The 16,338-nt window shown below is 45.4% G+C and carries 12 protein-coding genes; 9 read left to right on the top strand and 3 right to left on the bottom strand.

Translation table 11 applies throughout. The features are described 5' to 3' along the window. The first annotated feature begins 155 nt into the window (after positions 1-155). From DWX61_RS14405 to DWX61_RS14365, 9 genes are all read left to right on the top strand, one after another. Positions 156-857 carry a 5'-methylthioadenosine/adenosylhomocysteine nucleosidase gene (locus DWX61_RS14405; protein WP_118516021.1) on the top strand — a complete coding sequence of 234 codons (702 nt, stop codon included), beginning with the start codon at positions 156-158 and terminating at the stop codon, positions 855-857. Positions 858-935: 78 nt separating this feature from the next. Further along, a complete protein-coding gene (locus DWX61_RS14400; protein ID WP_021652849.1) occupies positions 936-1,316 on the top strand; it encodes a hypothetical protein in 381 nt (126 codons plus the stop codon). 110 nt (positions 1,317-1,426) lie between these two features. Then, the gene (locus DWX61_RS14395; RefSeq protein WP_021652850.1) at positions 1,427-2,599 is read left to right on the top strand and encodes a class I SAM-dependent methyltransferase; all 1,173 of its coding nucleotides are present in this window, start codon (positions 1,427-1,429) and stop codon (positions 2,597-2,599) included. Position 2,600: 1 nt separating this feature from the next. Then, positions 2,601-5,054, top strand: coding sequence for a hypothetical protein (locus DWX61_RS14390; RefSeq protein WP_118626011.1), 2,454 nt, complete (start codon positions 2,601-2,603; stop codon positions 5,052-5,054). Between the two features lie 146 nt (positions 5,055-5,200). Next, on the top strand, positions 5,201-6,691 hold the full coding sequence (gene galT / locus DWX61_RS14385; RefSeq protein WP_118626086.1) for a UDP-glucose--hexose-1-phosphate uridylyltransferase: 1,491 nt from the start codon (positions 5,201-5,203) through the stop codon (positions 6,689-6,691). Between the two features lie 53 nt (positions 6,692-6,744). Continuing rightward, the gene (locus DWX61_RS14380; RefSeq protein ID WP_182434014.1) at positions 6,745-8,223 is read left to right on the top strand and encodes an InlB B-repeat-containing protein; all 1,479 of its coding nucleotides are present in this window, start codon (positions 6,745-6,747) and stop codon (positions 8,221-8,223) included. Between the two features lie 203 nt (positions 8,224-8,426). Continuing rightward, the gene (gene asnS, locus DWX61_RS14375) at positions 8,427-9,818 is read left to right on the top strand and encodes an asparagine--tRNA ligase (RefSeq protein ID WP_015525643.1); all 1,392 of its coding nucleotides are present in this window, start codon (positions 8,427-8,429) and stop codon (positions 9,816-9,818) included. A gap of 103 nt (positions 9,819-9,921) precedes the next feature. Then, a complete protein-coding gene (locus DWX61_RS14370; protein WP_118607830.1) occupies positions 9,922-10,983 on the top strand; it encodes a metallophosphoesterase family protein in 1,062 nt (353 codons plus the stop codon). Positions 10,984-11,009: 26 nt separating this feature from the next. Next, a complete protein-coding gene (locus DWX61_RS14365) occupies positions 11,010-12,557 on the top strand; it encodes an ATP-binding protein (protein ID WP_118626007.1) in 1,548 nt (515 codons plus the stop codon). Between the two features lie 162 nt (positions 12,558-12,719). Here the strand turns inward: DWX61_RS14365 and DWX61_RS14360 are convergent, their stop codons facing one another. The 3 genes from DWX61_RS14360 to DWX61_RS14350 are packed head-to-tail and all read right to left on the bottom strand — an operon-like array spanning position 12,720 to position 16,012. Further along, the gene (locus DWX61_RS14360) at positions 12,720-13,904 is read right to left on the bottom strand and encodes a ribose-phosphate pyrophosphokinase (RefSeq protein WP_118626005.1); all 1,185 of its coding nucleotides are present in this window, start codon (positions 13,902-13,904) and stop codon (positions 12,720-12,722) included. A 1-nt stretch (position 13,905) separates the two neighbouring features. Continuing rightward, the gene (locus DWX61_RS14355) at positions 13,906-14,892 is read right to left on the bottom strand and encodes an ATP-binding protein (RefSeq protein ID WP_118626003.1); all 987 of its coding nucleotides are present in this window, start codon (positions 14,890-14,892) and stop codon (positions 13,906-13,908) included. Positions 14,893-14,914: 22 nt separating this feature from the next. Beyond that, on the bottom strand, positions 14,915-16,012 hold the full coding sequence (locus tag DWX61_RS14350) for a DnaD domain protein (RefSeq protein ID WP_118626001.1): 1,098 nt from the start codon (positions 16,010-16,012) through the stop codon (positions 14,915-14,917). Positions 16,013-16,338: the final 326 nt, after the last annotated feature.

Below are 16,338 nucleotides of genomic sequence, written 5' to 3'. Positions count from 1 at the left end.
CTATTTATTTATCGATTATAGCATCTCTCAAAAAAAGTTTCCATAAAAAATAAAATTTGTTATAATGAACAATGTAGAAAAAGAAAAAACACTGCTGAACAGAAAAAATGTGAAATTCAGCAGGATATCATATTGAAAGAGAGGATTTACAGATCATGAAATGTGTTGGAATCATAGGAGCAATGGAACAGGAAGTAGCAAGACTGAAAGAGGTTATGGAGAATGTATCCATTACTACCAGAGCTGGAATGGATTTTTATGAGGGTGTTCTGGAAGGAAAGAAGGTAGTTGTGGTACAGTCCGGGATCGGTAAGGTAAATGCCGGTATGTGCACCCAGATCCTGGCAGATCTCTTTCAGGTGGAAGCGGTGATCAATACCGGTATCGCAGGAAGCCTTAACAATGATATCAATATTGGAGATATCGTACTTTCCACAGATGTTCTTCATCATGATATGGATGCAACCGGGTTCGGATATCCGAAGGGACAGATCCCGCAGATGAAAGAATTTTCCTTCCAGGCAGATGAGTGCCTTCGTAAGATCGCACATGATGTATGCGAGGAAGTAAATCCGGAGATCCGGGTTTTTGAAGGAAGAATTGCTTCCGGAGATCAGTTCGTATGCGATCAGGGTGTAAAAGATAATATTGTAAAGGAATTCAGCGCCTATGCTGTTGAGATGGAGGGCGCAGCGATCGGACAGGCAGCAGCTCTTAATGGGATTCCATTCCTGATCATCCGTGCTATCTCAGATAAAGCAGATAATAGTGCAAACATGGATTATCCGGCGTTTGAAAAGCTTGCAATTGAGCACAGCGTACGTCTGACCCAGGGAATGCTGAAACGCATGGTTTGATCGGAACTTTGGAGGGAACCGTCACTTTTCTTCTGCATATACTGTAAGAGATAGCAGAGAGAGGACAGCAGAAGAGTTATGATCTATCCAGATTTTTATCCGTTTTATGCTACACAGGGAAGTCCTGGTTTTTATAATGAAGAGAGAGAACAGGAAAAGGAATTTGATCTGATGAGATCATACTATCCGGATACAGCCCGAAGGATCCAGGAAAAAGCGGAAGCACAGTGTCAGCTTCTGGATTATGAGGGAAGCCGGCTGTATGATGAATATCCGGATCGTTTCATGCTCTATCACATCTGTCACCAGGTGAAGGGACAGATGGAGGGAGATACCAGTGTACAGGAGATTCCGGGAGGATTCCTGGATGATCTGATCGAAGTGCTGGTGTATCAGGAGATTTCCAGACGAAGATGCAGGAGGAGAAGGTGCAGAAAATGTTTTCGCACTGAGTATTAAAATGGCGGTTTACCCATGAACGATACTGTGATACCGGCAGAAGCGACCAAAACTGGTTCGCACAACATCTGTCCATATACAATAAAACAAAAAGTGAATATAATGGAAGTATGATGAAGACAATAAGGGAATTTTTAGAAGAACAGATTAATGAACAGCTGATACAGGCTGTTGTCAGTGGCCGCAGGACTGGCGAGGGACCTTCCAAGGTGAAGCTTCGTCCTGTGGAGCTGAAGGGCCAGATTTTTTACCAGGCGTCCATGACAGAAGGGACGAAGGTTTATCATAAGAATTTTACCAGGGAAGAGATGATCGCTTATCTGGAGCATGCTATGGAGGAATTTCGTCAGCTTCAGGCAACCGGACGCAGTCAGGATGGAAGTATCCTTATCAGCAAGAAAGGGAAAGCAACCATCAAAACAAAACAACACGGGCCTGCGCAGAATGAAAAGATAAAGATCGCTCCTCATAACCGGGTGAAACAGTACATTCTCAGAGAGGGAACGGCAGCTCCGTTTCTGGTGGATCTGGGAGTTATGACAAAGGATGGGAAGATCGTTGCCTCCAGATATGATAAGTTCAGACAGATCAACCGCTTTCTGGAGTTTATCAGGGATATCCTTCCGAAGCTTCCTAAAGACAGAGAAATCACGATCCTGGATTTTGGCTGCGGGAAATCCTATCTTACTTTTGCTATGTATTATTATCTCAGAGAACTGGAGGGTTTTGATGTAAACATCATAGGGCTGGATCTTAAGGAAGATGTGATACGGCATTGCAGTGAATTGGCCAGATCTTATGGTTATGACAAGCTGCATTTTTACCAGGGAGATATTGCAGGGTATGAAGGAGTTTCTTCTGTGGACATGGTGGTGACACTTCATGCCTGCGATACAGCAACAGATTTTGCTTTGGCCAAGGCAGTGGAATGGGGGGCTCAGGTGATCCTGTCTGTCCCATGCTGTCAGCATGAACTGAACCGTCAGATCCGAAACGAAATGCTTCAGCCTGTTATGCGTTATGGAATCCTGAAGGAAAGAATGGCAGCTCTGATCACAGATGGTCTTCGTGCCGAGCTTCTGGAAAGCAAAGGATATGAAACCCAGCTCCTTGAATTTATCGATATGGAACATACACCAAAAAATATTCTGATCCGCGCAGTAAAAACCGGAAAGAAAAAGAGCAGGGACAGTTTTTCGGATACCATGAAGGCTCTTCATGTGGCTCCTACCCTGGACAGGCTTCTTTATCCGGAAGAGTCAGCCTCACAGAAGGGAGAATGACATGATGAAGATCCTACGTAAGGGAGCGATACTGCTGGTGATCTTTGTGGCAGTAGTAGCCGGAACCTCGTTTCTGATGAACAGCCAGTCTACAGATAACCGCTCCGATATGAACGATGCCACACTTCCGGAGGTTATGGTAAAGATCGGAAGTACCCAGGCAAATAAGATGTATGGATACAGACAGCAGATGCAGACCGATTTCATGAGGGGAAGTATTACTCCGTTGGATACTACCAAAAAAGTGTCTTTTGAGATCAACCCATATGCTGATACAGTAACAGGGCTTGCTTATGAGGTACGGACTTCAGACGGAAGTAAGGTTATGGAGAACCGTAAGATCAAGAATCTCACGAAAGAGGACAACGGCTGTTTAAGTACAGAGATTGAGATCGGCAGTGACCTTCGCATGAACCAGGAGTATTCCATGCAGATTACGCTGGATACCAGTGCGGGGGAAGTTTACTACTACACAAGAGTGGTTTCCAGAACCCAGTTGAATACAGAAGCGTATCTTCAGTTTGTCAGGGATTTTTCCACAAAGTGTCTGGACAAGGAACAGGCAGATACGCTGACCGGATATCTGGAAGCGGAGGATACTTCTGGCGGAACGAATTACAATAATATTTCCATCAATTCCGGACTTTCCAATATCAGCTGGGGATCCCTTTCTCCGAAGCTCTATATGGAAGGAGTTCCGCTGATCGATGATATCAATGAAACGACTGCAAGTATCACGCTGGATTATCAGGTTTCCGCACAGGATGATGAGGGTAAAACCGAAATTTATGATGTTACGGAATTTTATCGTATGCGTTATACAGAAACAAGGATCATGCTGCTGGATTTCAAACGTTCTGCAACGAAGGTATTTGATCCATCTCAGAAGGTAGTTTCTGATGCAGGCCTGCTTCTGGGTGTCCGTGACAAGAATGTCACCTATGCTTCAGACAGCAGTGGAAAGATCGTTGCTTTTGAGCAGGATGGGGATCTCTGGTCTTATGCACCGTCCAGCGGAAAGATCACAAGGATCTTCAGCTTCCGCAAAGAGGAAGATAACGATTCCAGATATGTGCGCAACGAACATGATATCAAGATCATCCGAGTGGCAGATAACGGGGATGTGGACTTTGTATTGTACGGTTATATGAACCGTGGTGTTCACGAGGGATACAGCGGTGTCTGTGTTTATCACTACAATAGCGACCGCAATGTGGTGGAAGAAAAAGTATTCATACCAAGTACAGAATCTTACGAGTTCCTGAAGGAAGATCTTGGAACACTCACTTATGTAAACAAAAACAATCAGCTGTTTCTGCTGTTTGCACAGAAGCTGTATCAGGTAGATATTGAGACAGGAACCTCACAGGTTCTTGAAGAAGGGATCAAACAGAATCATTTTGTTGTGTCAGATACCAAGGCACATGCAGCATGGCTGATCGAATCCGGAGATGATGCAGGGAAGATCCGGGAAATTGAATTTGATTCTCTGAAAACAAGAGATATTTCGCCGGAAAGCGGAAAAAATCTGAGAGTTCTGGGATTTATGAATGAAGATCTGGTATATGGGATCCTTTCCGATGAGGACATTCTTACTGATGCCAACGGACATGAAACAGAGGGAATCAGCACATTCCGCATTGAAAGCTTTAAAGGAAAAGTGAAAAAAGAGTATCGTCAGGACGGCCTTTATATCACCAACGTAACGGTTGGCAGTACCATGATGGAGTTTGAACTTTCTGCAAAATCGGGGAATGCTTATACAGTCCAGAAAAAGGACAATATCATGAATAACAAAAAAGCATCCGGAAGCCAGATAGATGTAGCATTGATCACTACAAACCGTGCAGGAACTCTGATCCGCCTGACCATGACCCAGAAACCGGAGACAGACAGTCCGTTGCTTGTTTGTTCCAAGATCGAGAGTACTGAAGACTCATCGGTAACATTGGATACTACCGTTCCGCAGGGAGAACTTTATTATGTTTATGCATATGGTTCTCTTGACCGTATCTATACCGATCCGGCTGCAGCTGTGAAACGCGCGGATACGCAGACTGGAGTTGTACTTAACCGTGCGCAGCAATACGTCTGGGAACGTGGAAACAAAAAAACAAAGCTTCAGATGAATATAGAGGATGTGCCGGAAAGTATACGTACAGCCAACTGGAAGAAAAAAGAACTTCAGGATAGCCTTGGCGATATGGGAACGGTGATCGATCTGACCGGCTGTACTCTTGACAATGTTCTTTATGAGGTCAGTGCCCAGCGACCGGTGATCGCCAAGACAGGAGAAAATTCCAGTGTGGTGATCGTAGGCTATGATGAATATAATACCTATCTTTATGATCCGGCAACAGGACAGATCAGCCCGTATGGAATGAATGACAGTATAGCGCTGTTTGAGAGTGCCGGAAATGTATTTCTCACCTATATAGAAAACGTCACAGAGTGATGCCTACAGAGCAGGCCGGATGAAGGCCAAGGCCATGGGGCTACAGAAGGATGGCAAGACGGGAGTTCCCGTTTGGCATAAATCGGAAAACAGGAAAAACAGGTCCTGTTTTCCGGGAAAAGTGCGACAGGAAAGGGGAAAAAGCAATGTTAAGTGAAAGTATTAAAAAATTGGTACAGTATGGGATGGAGAGTGGTATTACTCCGGAATGCGAAAGAATTTATGCAACAAATCTTCTTCTGGATACTTTTGGGGAAAGCGAATATACAGAACCGGAGACAGAGTATGCTAAAATTGATCTTGAGGAGACTTTGAACGAACTTCTTGATGAGGCTGTAAAGAGGGGTATCATCGAGGATAGTATTGTGTACAGAGATCTCTTTGATACAAAGCTGATGAACTGTCTGATGCCGCGTCCTGCCCAGGTACAGAGAGAATTCTGGGATGCTTATAAAGAAGATCCGGAAAAAGCCACAGATTATTTTTATAAGCTGAGTCAGGACAGCAACTATATCAGACGTTATCGCGTAAAAAAAGATCAGAAATGGACAGTAGACAGCGAATATGGCAAGATTGATATCACGATCAACCTTTCCAAGCCGGAAAAAGATCCAAAGGCTATCGCAGCTGCCAAGCTGGTAAAATCCAGCAGCTATCCAAAATGTCTGCTTTGTCCGGAAAATGAAGGCTATGCAGGAAGAGTCAATCATCCGGCAAGGGAGAACCACAGGATCATCCCGATCACCATCAATGACAGTCCATGGGGCTTCCAGTACTCTCCATATGTTTACTACAATGAACATTGTATCGTATTTAACAGTCAGCATACTCCGATGAAGATCGAGAGAAATACATTTATCAAGCTGTTTGATTTTGTAAAGCTGTTCCCGCATTATTTCCTTGGCTCCAATGCGGACCTTCCGATCGTAGGAGGTTCTATCCTCAGCCACGATCATTTCCAGGGCGGACATTATACCTTTGCCATGGCAAAGGCAGAGATTGAAAAGCATGTGACGATCCCGGGATACGAAGATGTGGAAGCCGGCATTGTAAAATGGCCTCTTTCCGTACTGCGTATCCGCAGTAAAGACGAGAAGAGACTGATCGATCTGGCAACACATGTACTGGCAGGCTGGAGAGGATATACTGATGAGGCTGCATTTATCTTTGCAGAAACAGACGGAGAGCCGCATAACACCATCACACCGATCGCACGTAAAGTGGGAGATACCTTTGAACTGGATCTGACATTACGTAACAATATCACAACAGAGGAGCATCCGCTGGGGGTTTACCATCCGCATGCATGCTATCATCATATCAAGAAAGAGAATATCGGTCTTATCGAAGTTATGGGACTCGCTGTTCTTCCGGCCCGTCTGAAAGAAGAGCTGGAGCTTCTTGAAGAATACATTTTAAGCGGCAGGGATATCGCTTCCAATGAGAAAATCGAGAAACATGCTGCATGGGTTGCAGAATTTCTGCCAAAATATGAGAAACTTGATAAAGATAATATCCAGGAAGTCCTTCGCAGGGAAGTGGGCAATGTATTTGTTCATGTACTGGAGGATGCCGGTGTTTATAAATGCACACCAGAGGGCAGGGATGCATTTATGAGATTTATCAATACTCTGTAAAAAGTACGGAGGCACCCGGGGATGGATATGTATTTCAGGAGGAGTTTGTTTATATGAAAAACAGGGAAAAAACCGGTAAGGTCCTTCGCATAAAATGGCTTTTGCTGGCACTTGTGGCAGCTGCACTGATCTTTGTGCCGGCTGCATCGCATAAGGTGTCGGCGGCGAAGCTTGTTTATACCGTTAAGTTCAATAATAATTCAGGTACCAGCAAAAGTAAGACGTATACTGCACTGACACGGAATGTGACATTAAATACCACGATCCGGCTTCCGGCAGTACCCAAGGCTGTGGGATATCAGAATCTCGGATGGACCACACGGAAGAGGAGCAGCAAGGTAGTATATAAAGCAGGTGCCAGCGTAAAGGTCAGAAAAGATATGACTCTGTATGCGGTCCGCAGAAAGAGTAAGTATTATACCGTAAACTTCTATCTTGGAAATGGAAGCACCAATTCCGCATATAAGAAGCTGCAGAAAAAAGTAGAAGAGGGTACATATTACACATTACCTGCAGTTCCGTCCAGATCGGGATATGTAAATCTTGGCTGGTCGACAGCAAAGAACGGCAAGGCATCTACTGCAAAAAAAGCAGGAACGAAGATTAAAATCTCCGGTAATATCAGATATTATTCCGTACAGATGCAATCAGTAAAAGTAAATCTCCGCAAGGCAAACGGAACCGTATGGAAGACAGTAACACTTGGAAAGGGCGGTTACCTTAAGCTCCCATCCGTATCCAATGCGACAGGTTATACGTTTATGGGATGGTCTAAGACCAGACGGACCGGTTCTTCCACAGATCCGGATTATGAAGCCGGCGAACTTCTGCGGATCAGCAAAAACACCAATCTGTATGCGACGGTATTTAACCGTGCACTGGAAAAGGACATCAGTTCCGATGAGATGGCTCATCCGGCTATCGGTATGATGTACAGTAAGGTCATTTTTGTGGGAGATTCCCGTACTGCAGGAATACAGGCGACACTGAAAAAACAGATGAGCAGTTCTGTAACAAATGGGGTTTCTTTTGTTGCAAACCCAGGAAAGGGCTTGAGCTGGTTCCGGGATACAGGATATGCACAGCTTATAGAAGAAATCGACAAAACAGAAGGTTCCAAACCGATCGCCGTTATCTTTAACCTGGGTGTCAATGACCTGGGAAATGCAGGTAATTATGTCAGCTATATGACCAATATCGCATCCACACTGAAAAGTAAGAACTGTAAACTCTTTTACATGTCCGTAAACCCGATCAACAGCATTATGATCACAAAAGCAGGAAGAGGTGCCCGTACAGAGGCACAGGTAAGAGAATTCAACAGCAAGATCCGTTCCGGCCTTTCTTTGTATTACAAGTATATTGATATGTACAGCATACTTATGAAAAAAGGCTACGGGACCAATGCCCGCTATGATGGTGTGGATGACGGCGATGACGGACTTCACTACACAACAAAGACATTCAAGAGGATCTATTATTACTGCATTACTTATCTCAACACAGGAAGTATCAACGCATCTTATTATTAATGGTATAACAGACAGAAAAATCCCGTCTGCCGGAGACATTCCGCCAGGCGGGATTTTTCTGTTCGGTGGTCCGCTATTTTTCTGTCCGGCAAGGCAATTACTCCTTGCACGAACCATGAGAATAGTCTATACTTAATTCGATACGGACGTTTGGAGGTCCGCAGGGACGTGTGATCCTGAATATGAGGAATGAGGTATAGATTATGAAACTGACAACAGTGAAAGAGATTTACAGAAACCGTGAACAGTATCTTGACAAAGAGATCACTGTAGGTGGATGGGTACGAAGTGTTCGTGATTCCAAGGCGTTTGGATTCATCGTACTTCATGATGGAAGCTTTTTTGAAACTCTTCAGATCGTATATCACGATAACATGGAGAATTTCGCAGAGGTTTCCAAGCTGAATGTTGGAGCGGCCATCATTGTCAAGGGAACACTGGTAGCTACCCCTCAGGCGAAGCAGCCGTTTGAGATCCAGGCAACAGAGATATCTGTAGAGGGAGCTTCCGCACCGGATTATCCACTTCAGAAGAAGAGACACAGTCTTGAATACTTAAGGACCATGACACATTTAAGACCGAGAACAAATACTTTCCAGGCTGTATTCCGTGTACGTTCTCTTTGCGCATATGCGATCCATAAATTTTTCCAGGAGAGAGGCTTTGTCTATGTGCATACACCGCTGATCACAGGAAGTGACTGTGAAGGTGCAGGAGAGATGTTCCAGGTAACAACACTGGATCCGAAGAATATTCCGCTGACAGAGGATGGAAGTGTTGATTATTCACAGGATTTCTTCGGAAAGGAGACAAACCTTACCGTAAGCGGACAGCTGAACGGAGAGACTTATGCACAGGCATTCCGCAACATTTACACATTCGGACCGACCTTCCGTGCTGAGAATTCCAACACTACCCGTCATGCAGCTGAGTTCTGGATGATCGAGCCTGAGTGTGCGTTTGCAGACCTTCAGGACGCTATGGAGCTTGCAGAGGCTATGCTGAAATACGTGATCCGTTATGTCTTTGAGAATGCACCGGAGGAAATGAACTTCTTCAATTCCTTCATTGACAAGGGGCTTCTTGACAGACTGAACCATGTGCTTAATTCTGAATTTGCACATGTGACCTATACAGAGGCTGTTGAGATCCTTGAGAAGAACAATGACAAATTTGATTACAAGGTATTCTGGGGATGTGATCTTCAGACAGAGCATGAGCGCTATCTGACAGAGCAGGTCTACAAGAGACCGGTATTTGTTACAGATTATCCGAAGGAGATCAAGGCATTCTACATGAAACTCAACGAGGATGGAAAGACAGTTGCGGCTATGGACTGTCTGGTGCCGGGAATCGGAGAGATCATCGGAGGAAGCCAGAGAGAGGATGACTACGACAAGCTGAAAACACGTATGGATGAGCTGGGTCTGAAACCGGAGGATTACGATTTCTATCTGGATCTTCGTAAATATGGTTCCACACGTCATTCCGGCTTTGGCCTTGGATTTGAGAGATGTGTCATGTACCTTACAGGTATGGGCAACATCCGTGACGTGATCCCATTCCCGAGAACTGTAAAGAACTGCGATCTTTGATCAGAACACTTTGCACAGCAGGACGTTCTGTGCTCCTGAGATCAGCAGAGAGAAATTGGCAACAGGTATTGATATGTGTGACTGACACACAAGGGAGAACATTATGAGATTTATTCATCTTGCAGACGTGCATCTGGGTGCGGTTCCCGACAGGGGCTGCCCGTGGAGCAAAGAGCGGGAGGAAGAAATCTGGAGCACTTTCCGCCGGGTTATTGCGGGCATCCGCGAAGATCCGGTGGATTTGCTATTTATATCCGGAGATCTGTTCCACCGCCAGCCTCTTATGAGAGAGCTTAAGGAAGTAAATTATCTGTTTTCCACCATCCCGGATACCAGAGTGTATCTGATGGCAGGAAATCATGATTTTATAAGCAGAGATTCTTTTTATAATACGTTTGAGTGGAATTCCAATGTTATATTTTTCAGGAGCCGGGAACTGACCTGCGTTAAAGATCCCAGGCTTGATGTCTATGTATATGGACTGAGTTACTATGACCGGGAAATAAAAGACGGACTTTATGATCAGGCTGCCCCTGTCCAGAAAGAAGGAATCCATATTCTGTTGGCCCATGGCGGCGATGAGAAGCATATTCCTCTCAGTGCAGCAGCTCTGGCGGCGTCAGGCTTCGATTATGTGGCGTTAGGGCATATCCATAAGCCGCAGATCCTGATCCGTGACCAGGCGGCCTTTTCCGGGGCTCTGGAGCCCATTGACAGGAATGATACAGGGGAACATGGATATATGGAGGGACGACTGATCAACGGAAGGATCCGTACAGAGTTCGTTCCCTTTGCCTGCCGTTCCTATCAGCAGCTGGTAATGACACTTCACGAGGAAACCACACAGATATCTCTGGAAGAAGCAATAAAATCCCAGATTTTCCGCAGAGGAGGAAGAAATATCTACAGGATCATTCTTCAGGGAATGCGTTCGCCGGATATTCTTCTGATTCCTGAGAAACTGAAAAGTCTCGGAAATGTTACCGATGTTGTGGATGAATCCTGGCCGGCGTATGATCTTGGTGAGCTCTACAAACGCTACAGCGGTACTCTGATCGGTGATTATATCGGCTATTTTCTGGCCAAAAAGGGTATGGATACCGTGGAAAAAAAGGCGCTGTATTATGGGCTTCAGGCATTGCTTGAGACAGGTAGCCGGCGATAAGGGGCATCACAGGAGGATAGCATAAGATGGTTATCAGACGTTTAAAAATAAAAAATTTCGGGAAGATCCGGGACAAGGATATGGAGCTTTCACCTGGGATCAACGTACTTTACGGTGAAAATGAGAGTGGAAAAACTACCACACATACATTTATCCGCTCCATGTTTTACGGCGTTCGCAGACTGCGGGGAAAGGCTGCTCTGAACGATACATATACAAAATATGAACCATGGGAAAATCCGGCAGAATATGGTGGGGTTATGTGGTTTACAAGCAAGGGGAAGAAGTATCGTCTTACCAGGAATTTTTATAAAGAAAAGAAGCTGGGAGAGCTTCTCTGTGAAGATGATGGCAGCCTTGTAGATGCGGAACAGGGAGCTCTTGGGACTATTCTCGGAAATGTAAGTGAGGCAGTTTATGATAATACGGTGTCTGTGGCACAGCTGAAAAGCGTTACAGGAAAAGATCTCGTACGTGAACTGCAGAATTACATGGCCAGCTACCAGGGAACCGGTGACAGTTCCATTGACATGGGACGAGCCATGCAGATGCTGAAAATGTCCAGAAAAGGATATCTGACAGAAGCGGCCCGGCGAAAAAAGGAGCTGGAAAAGGAAAAAGAAAAGATTTCCGCAAATATGGAATATATCCGTAGAGAGATCCGTGAACTGGATGAGAAGCGTGAGCGGATCATGCAGCAGCAGGATGGGATGAACATAGGTACCAGAGAGCGGAGTACTGAGGATCTTCTTGAGCTTCGGATCGATCGTGTAAAAAGAAGGCGGGAGCTGACAGATGCAGTTCTGACAGTTGTGCTTCTTGGTGGGATCGCCGGTACCGGCTGCCTGGCAGCTTTTTCCGGGCAGGTCATTTTCAGTGTTCTGTCAGGCGTGGCAACTGCGGCGATTTCTGTAGCGGCATTGTTTTTCCGCATACGGCTCAGCAGGGAGCTGAATAAGAGAGAACGTCAGAGAGAGCGCTGGCTTTCCAGACATGAGGAGCTGACCTGGAACCGGAACAGTCTGGACAGTGACTACGAAGAGAAGCATACAGCGCTGGAGAACCTGCAGGCAGAGTTGACGGAATGTGAAGAAAACACAGAAGTGATCACTCCGGAGGAAACAGAAATCCAGGCGCTGAATATGGCTATGGAGACTATTGAGGCACTTTCCGGAAACATTACAGATCAGGTAGGGATCCGTCTGAAAAAACGTACATCTGAGATATTAAGTGAGATCACCGGTGGCAGATATCAGGAGGTTCTGATGGATGAGGCACTGCATATGTCTGTGAACACAGGGGAGCGTATCGTATCCATTGAGAGACTGAGCCGCGGGACACTGGAGCAGATTTATTTTGCCCTTCGTATGGCAGCAGGAGAACTTTTCTGCAAAGAGGAACCGTTCCCTGTGATCCTTGATGATGTATTTGGCATGTATGATGAAGAACGTCTTGCAGCGGCTCTCAGGTGGCTGCATAAAGAAAACAGACAGGTGATCATAAGTACCTGCCATAAAAGAGAAATGGAGATCCTGGATAAAGAGAGGATTCCCTATCAGAAGCTTCCTATGTGAGCTTTTGCAGGAAGATTTCGGCATAAAGATCAAAAGCAAAGCAGACAGAGATGCGGATCATGGATATCCGTCTGTTGCAGAAATATAAAGCGGCTGCGCTTTCTGAGAGACTGTTATATCGTTCTCAGAAGGTGCAGCCGCTTTGCGTGCGTTATGATTTATTTATTTCTCATGCTCGCTCATGTAATTTGTTACGCAGCGTTTGATTCTGTCTACCGGATTCAGAAGGTGGCTGACAGAGTTATCATGATTCAGCGTATCAATGATCAGAGCGATATATTTGCTCATATCGCAGCTGATGTAGTATGGCTTCTCAAGAAGCTCCGGTGACTGATAAACCAGGTTAGTAGTAAGGAGCTTGTCGAAGTAGCCCTTCTTGTAAGCATCGTCAAATTTATCAAGACCATCGGTAAAGAATCCGAAGGTAGAGCAGATGTAAACTCTGCCTGCTCCTTTCTCTTTCAGGAGAGACGCGATCTTAATGATCGTATCACCGGAGGAGATCATATCATCGATCAGGATCATATCCTTGCCCTCGATCTTTGGTCCGAGGAATTCGTATGCTGCGATCGGGTGACGGCCGTTTACATATCTTGAGTAATCCAGACGTTTATAGTACATACCCATATCAACACCGAGGACATTGGCGAGATAGATCGCACGGTTCATGCTTCCTTCGTCCGGGCTGATCGTCATGAAATGATCCTTATCGATATGGAGTCCCTTTTCATTATTAAGAAGAGCCTTGATGAACTGGTAGGATGGCTGTACAGTCTCAAAACCATGAAGAGGAGTCGCATTCTGTACACGGGAATCATGTGCATCAAAGGTGATGATATTCTCAACACCCATATCGATCAGCTCATGAAGTGCATTGGCACAGTCAAGAGACTCTCTTCCGACACGTTTGTCCTGGCGGCTCTCATAGAGATATGGCATGATCACGTTGACTCTGCGGGCTTTTCCGCCTACAGCGGCGATAACACGCTTCATATCCTGGAAGTGATCATCCGGGGACATAAGATTCGTGTAAGGTCCGATTGGATAGGATAAGCTGTAATTTGTCACATCTACCATTACGTAGATATCATCACCGCGGACAGATTCGTTGATGGTACATTTACCCTCACCGGAGCCGAAACGTGGAGTCTTGGCTTCAATAATGTAAGAATCGCGCTTGTATCCCTCGAATGCAAAGGAGTCCATTCCAGGATACTGTCTTTCGGCACGCCATTTGACCAGCCAGTCATTCACCTTCGCGCCTAATGAGCTGCAGCTCTGAAGGGGAATCAGTCCAAGTCTTCCTACCGGGAGTGTGGAAAAATCTTTTGTATTTACCTGTGCCATTTTAATTTCCTCCTAAAAATATTTTCTGTATACGGATGTCCTTCCCGATCAACGATATCATCTGATAGTTGCTGGCAATTCGGGAAAATGTTCTCTCGGAATAGGTATCCGAGAAATTTTTGAGCGTCAGATTCGTGGAAATGATCGTGGATTTCCTGCGCATGATCCGCTCATTGAGACAGAGAAAAAGCTGTGAAGATACGAAACTGTTGGTAAGCTCCGTTCCCAGGTCATCAATGATCAGAAGATCACAGTCATAGATCAGTTCCTCGTCTGTGCCGGTATCTTTTCGGGAAAAAGAATTCGCAGCCATCATATCAAAAAGATCGTAGGCTGAAAAGTACAGAACACAGTGGGTGGATCTGAGAAGCTCCCGTGCGATGCAGTGTGAAAGAAAGGTTTTTCCCACACCGGTATCACCATATAAAAACAGGTTTTCAAATTTATGGTCGAAGTTCTGCACAAAGCGTTGTGCAGTATCATAGGCCCGTCTGGCTGTTTCCAGGGCAGACAGTCCCGTGGCTTCGTTTTTTATTGTAGCAGAATAATAGTCAAATGAAAAGCTGTCAAAATTCTCTTTTTCGAGAATTTCATTCAGATTGGACTGTGCATAAAGCAGCTCGATCTCAGCTTTTTTAAAACAGGTGCATTTCCGGCTGCCGATATAGCCGGTATCCTGGCAGTCAGGGCAGGTGTAAGGCATCTCCAGATAGTCTCCGGGAAAGCCGTTTGCAACAAGAAGGGTGATCCGTTCATCGGAAAGCTTCTGAATGGCTGCCTTCAGATCTGAAGTTCCCTTTTCTTCGCCGTTTAAAAGACGTCGTACTTTGTCGGCACTTAAAGTTGCCACCTCGTCATCGATCTCTTTCAGACGGGGGATCTTTCCGTAGGCTTCGGCTGTGTGTTCTTCCAGAATGCGGTGATTCTGTGCCTGCCGACGGCTGTATTCTCTCATTATAGTATCATATTGAAAATTCTGTAAAGGCATAAAGCGCTCCTTCCAGTTTCTGTTACTGATTATTTAAAAGACGTTTCTCATATTCCGCAAAATCATAATCACGCTGGTGGAAATTATTGAAGCGGTTGCTGTTCTGAGGCTGGGTCTGGGGCTGCTTCTTCCTGGAAACAGATTTCTCAAGCTGGCGTTTTTTGTGTGCGGCATCCAGAAGCCGGATATCCTCCAGCGTATGTACGTTTTTCTTTTTCCAGCCGGAGAGGATCTTATCCGCATACTGGAAACTGGGCTGTCCGGTGGAAAGGACAGTACGGCTGCAGGCTTCCTGGATCAGCTCCAGATCAAAACCGTAGGTCTTGCGCCAGGTATCAATGTAAGTGATCTCGTTATCAACAGGGTTGCGGCCGCTGATCCCCATAGCCTTCAGGATCGTGTAATAATCCTTGGAAAAACGGGAGCTGGCATCCCGTGCCATCTCGACGGTGGTGATGCCGTCTTTTGCCCAGGCGAGTGCAACAGTTTCAATATAACGCATACTCTTGCGGCCTCTGGAAACACAGTATTCCACCAGATATTCGATGAGATCCGCAGACATATGGAGCTCATCATAGAAAAAAAGGATCTTCTGCATTTCTGTAGGCGTCAGTGTTTTGGTCAGATACTGCTCTGTGATATAGAGAAGCTGACTGATCTCTTCGTTTTGCTTAAGTTCTTTGATCCGGTCAGGAGTGAGACTGAGAATGTAATCAGCGGAGCTCGGGACTTCCGGATCCGTGTTTCCGGAAACGGAAGCAGAATTGCCGGAACCGGTGAAAGTATCCATGGAAGCGCTGCTCTCTCTATGACCGGTATCAGCAAAAGGTTCCAGCAAAGTGATCCCGGAAAGCTTCTGATCTGCAGTATAGGCTAATGCGATCAGTTTCTCACCTTCCCAGTATTTCAGTGCACGGGAAATATCTCTTTCCGTGCAGAAAAGGCTGTCTGCCATATGCTCCAGGCTGAAAGAAGAAGGAGTGGCAGATACCATCCGGAGAAGGTAGATATATACCTTTACGAACTCCCCGTTGGCACGAGGCATGAAATTGTCAATAAAGCGATTGGAAAGAATCGTTACCCCCAGTTCAGAGGAATTCTGAAGTGAAATCAGGCTCATGATCAGCAGCTCCCTTTCTAAAATGCAGCAGATATTTCAGGCGATATCCCAAAGTCCGCCATGCTAAAAAGGATTATAGCACAACCGCTTTTACTTGAGAATAGTCTATTTTCACAGAAGTTGTGCACCAATTTCCATGTGAAAAATGTGGATAGTGTGGAAAACTTTGAGGATAACATTATCAGCAACTAACAAAAACCTTAATTTTGTAAGAAAAATGCGGTATTTGTTGGATTTGGCTGTTGAATTATGTCAAGTAGGTTATACACAAAAAAATCCACATGCCAGGCACGTCTGAAATGTGCATAAGCATGTGGATAATGTGG

The organism is Ruminococcus sp. AF20-12LB, assembly GCF_003478985.1.
Classification (GTDB): Bacteria; Bacillota; Clostridia; order Lachnospirales; family Lachnospiraceae; genus Blautia_A.
This window is presented reverse-complemented; position numbering and strand designations above follow the sequence as displayed.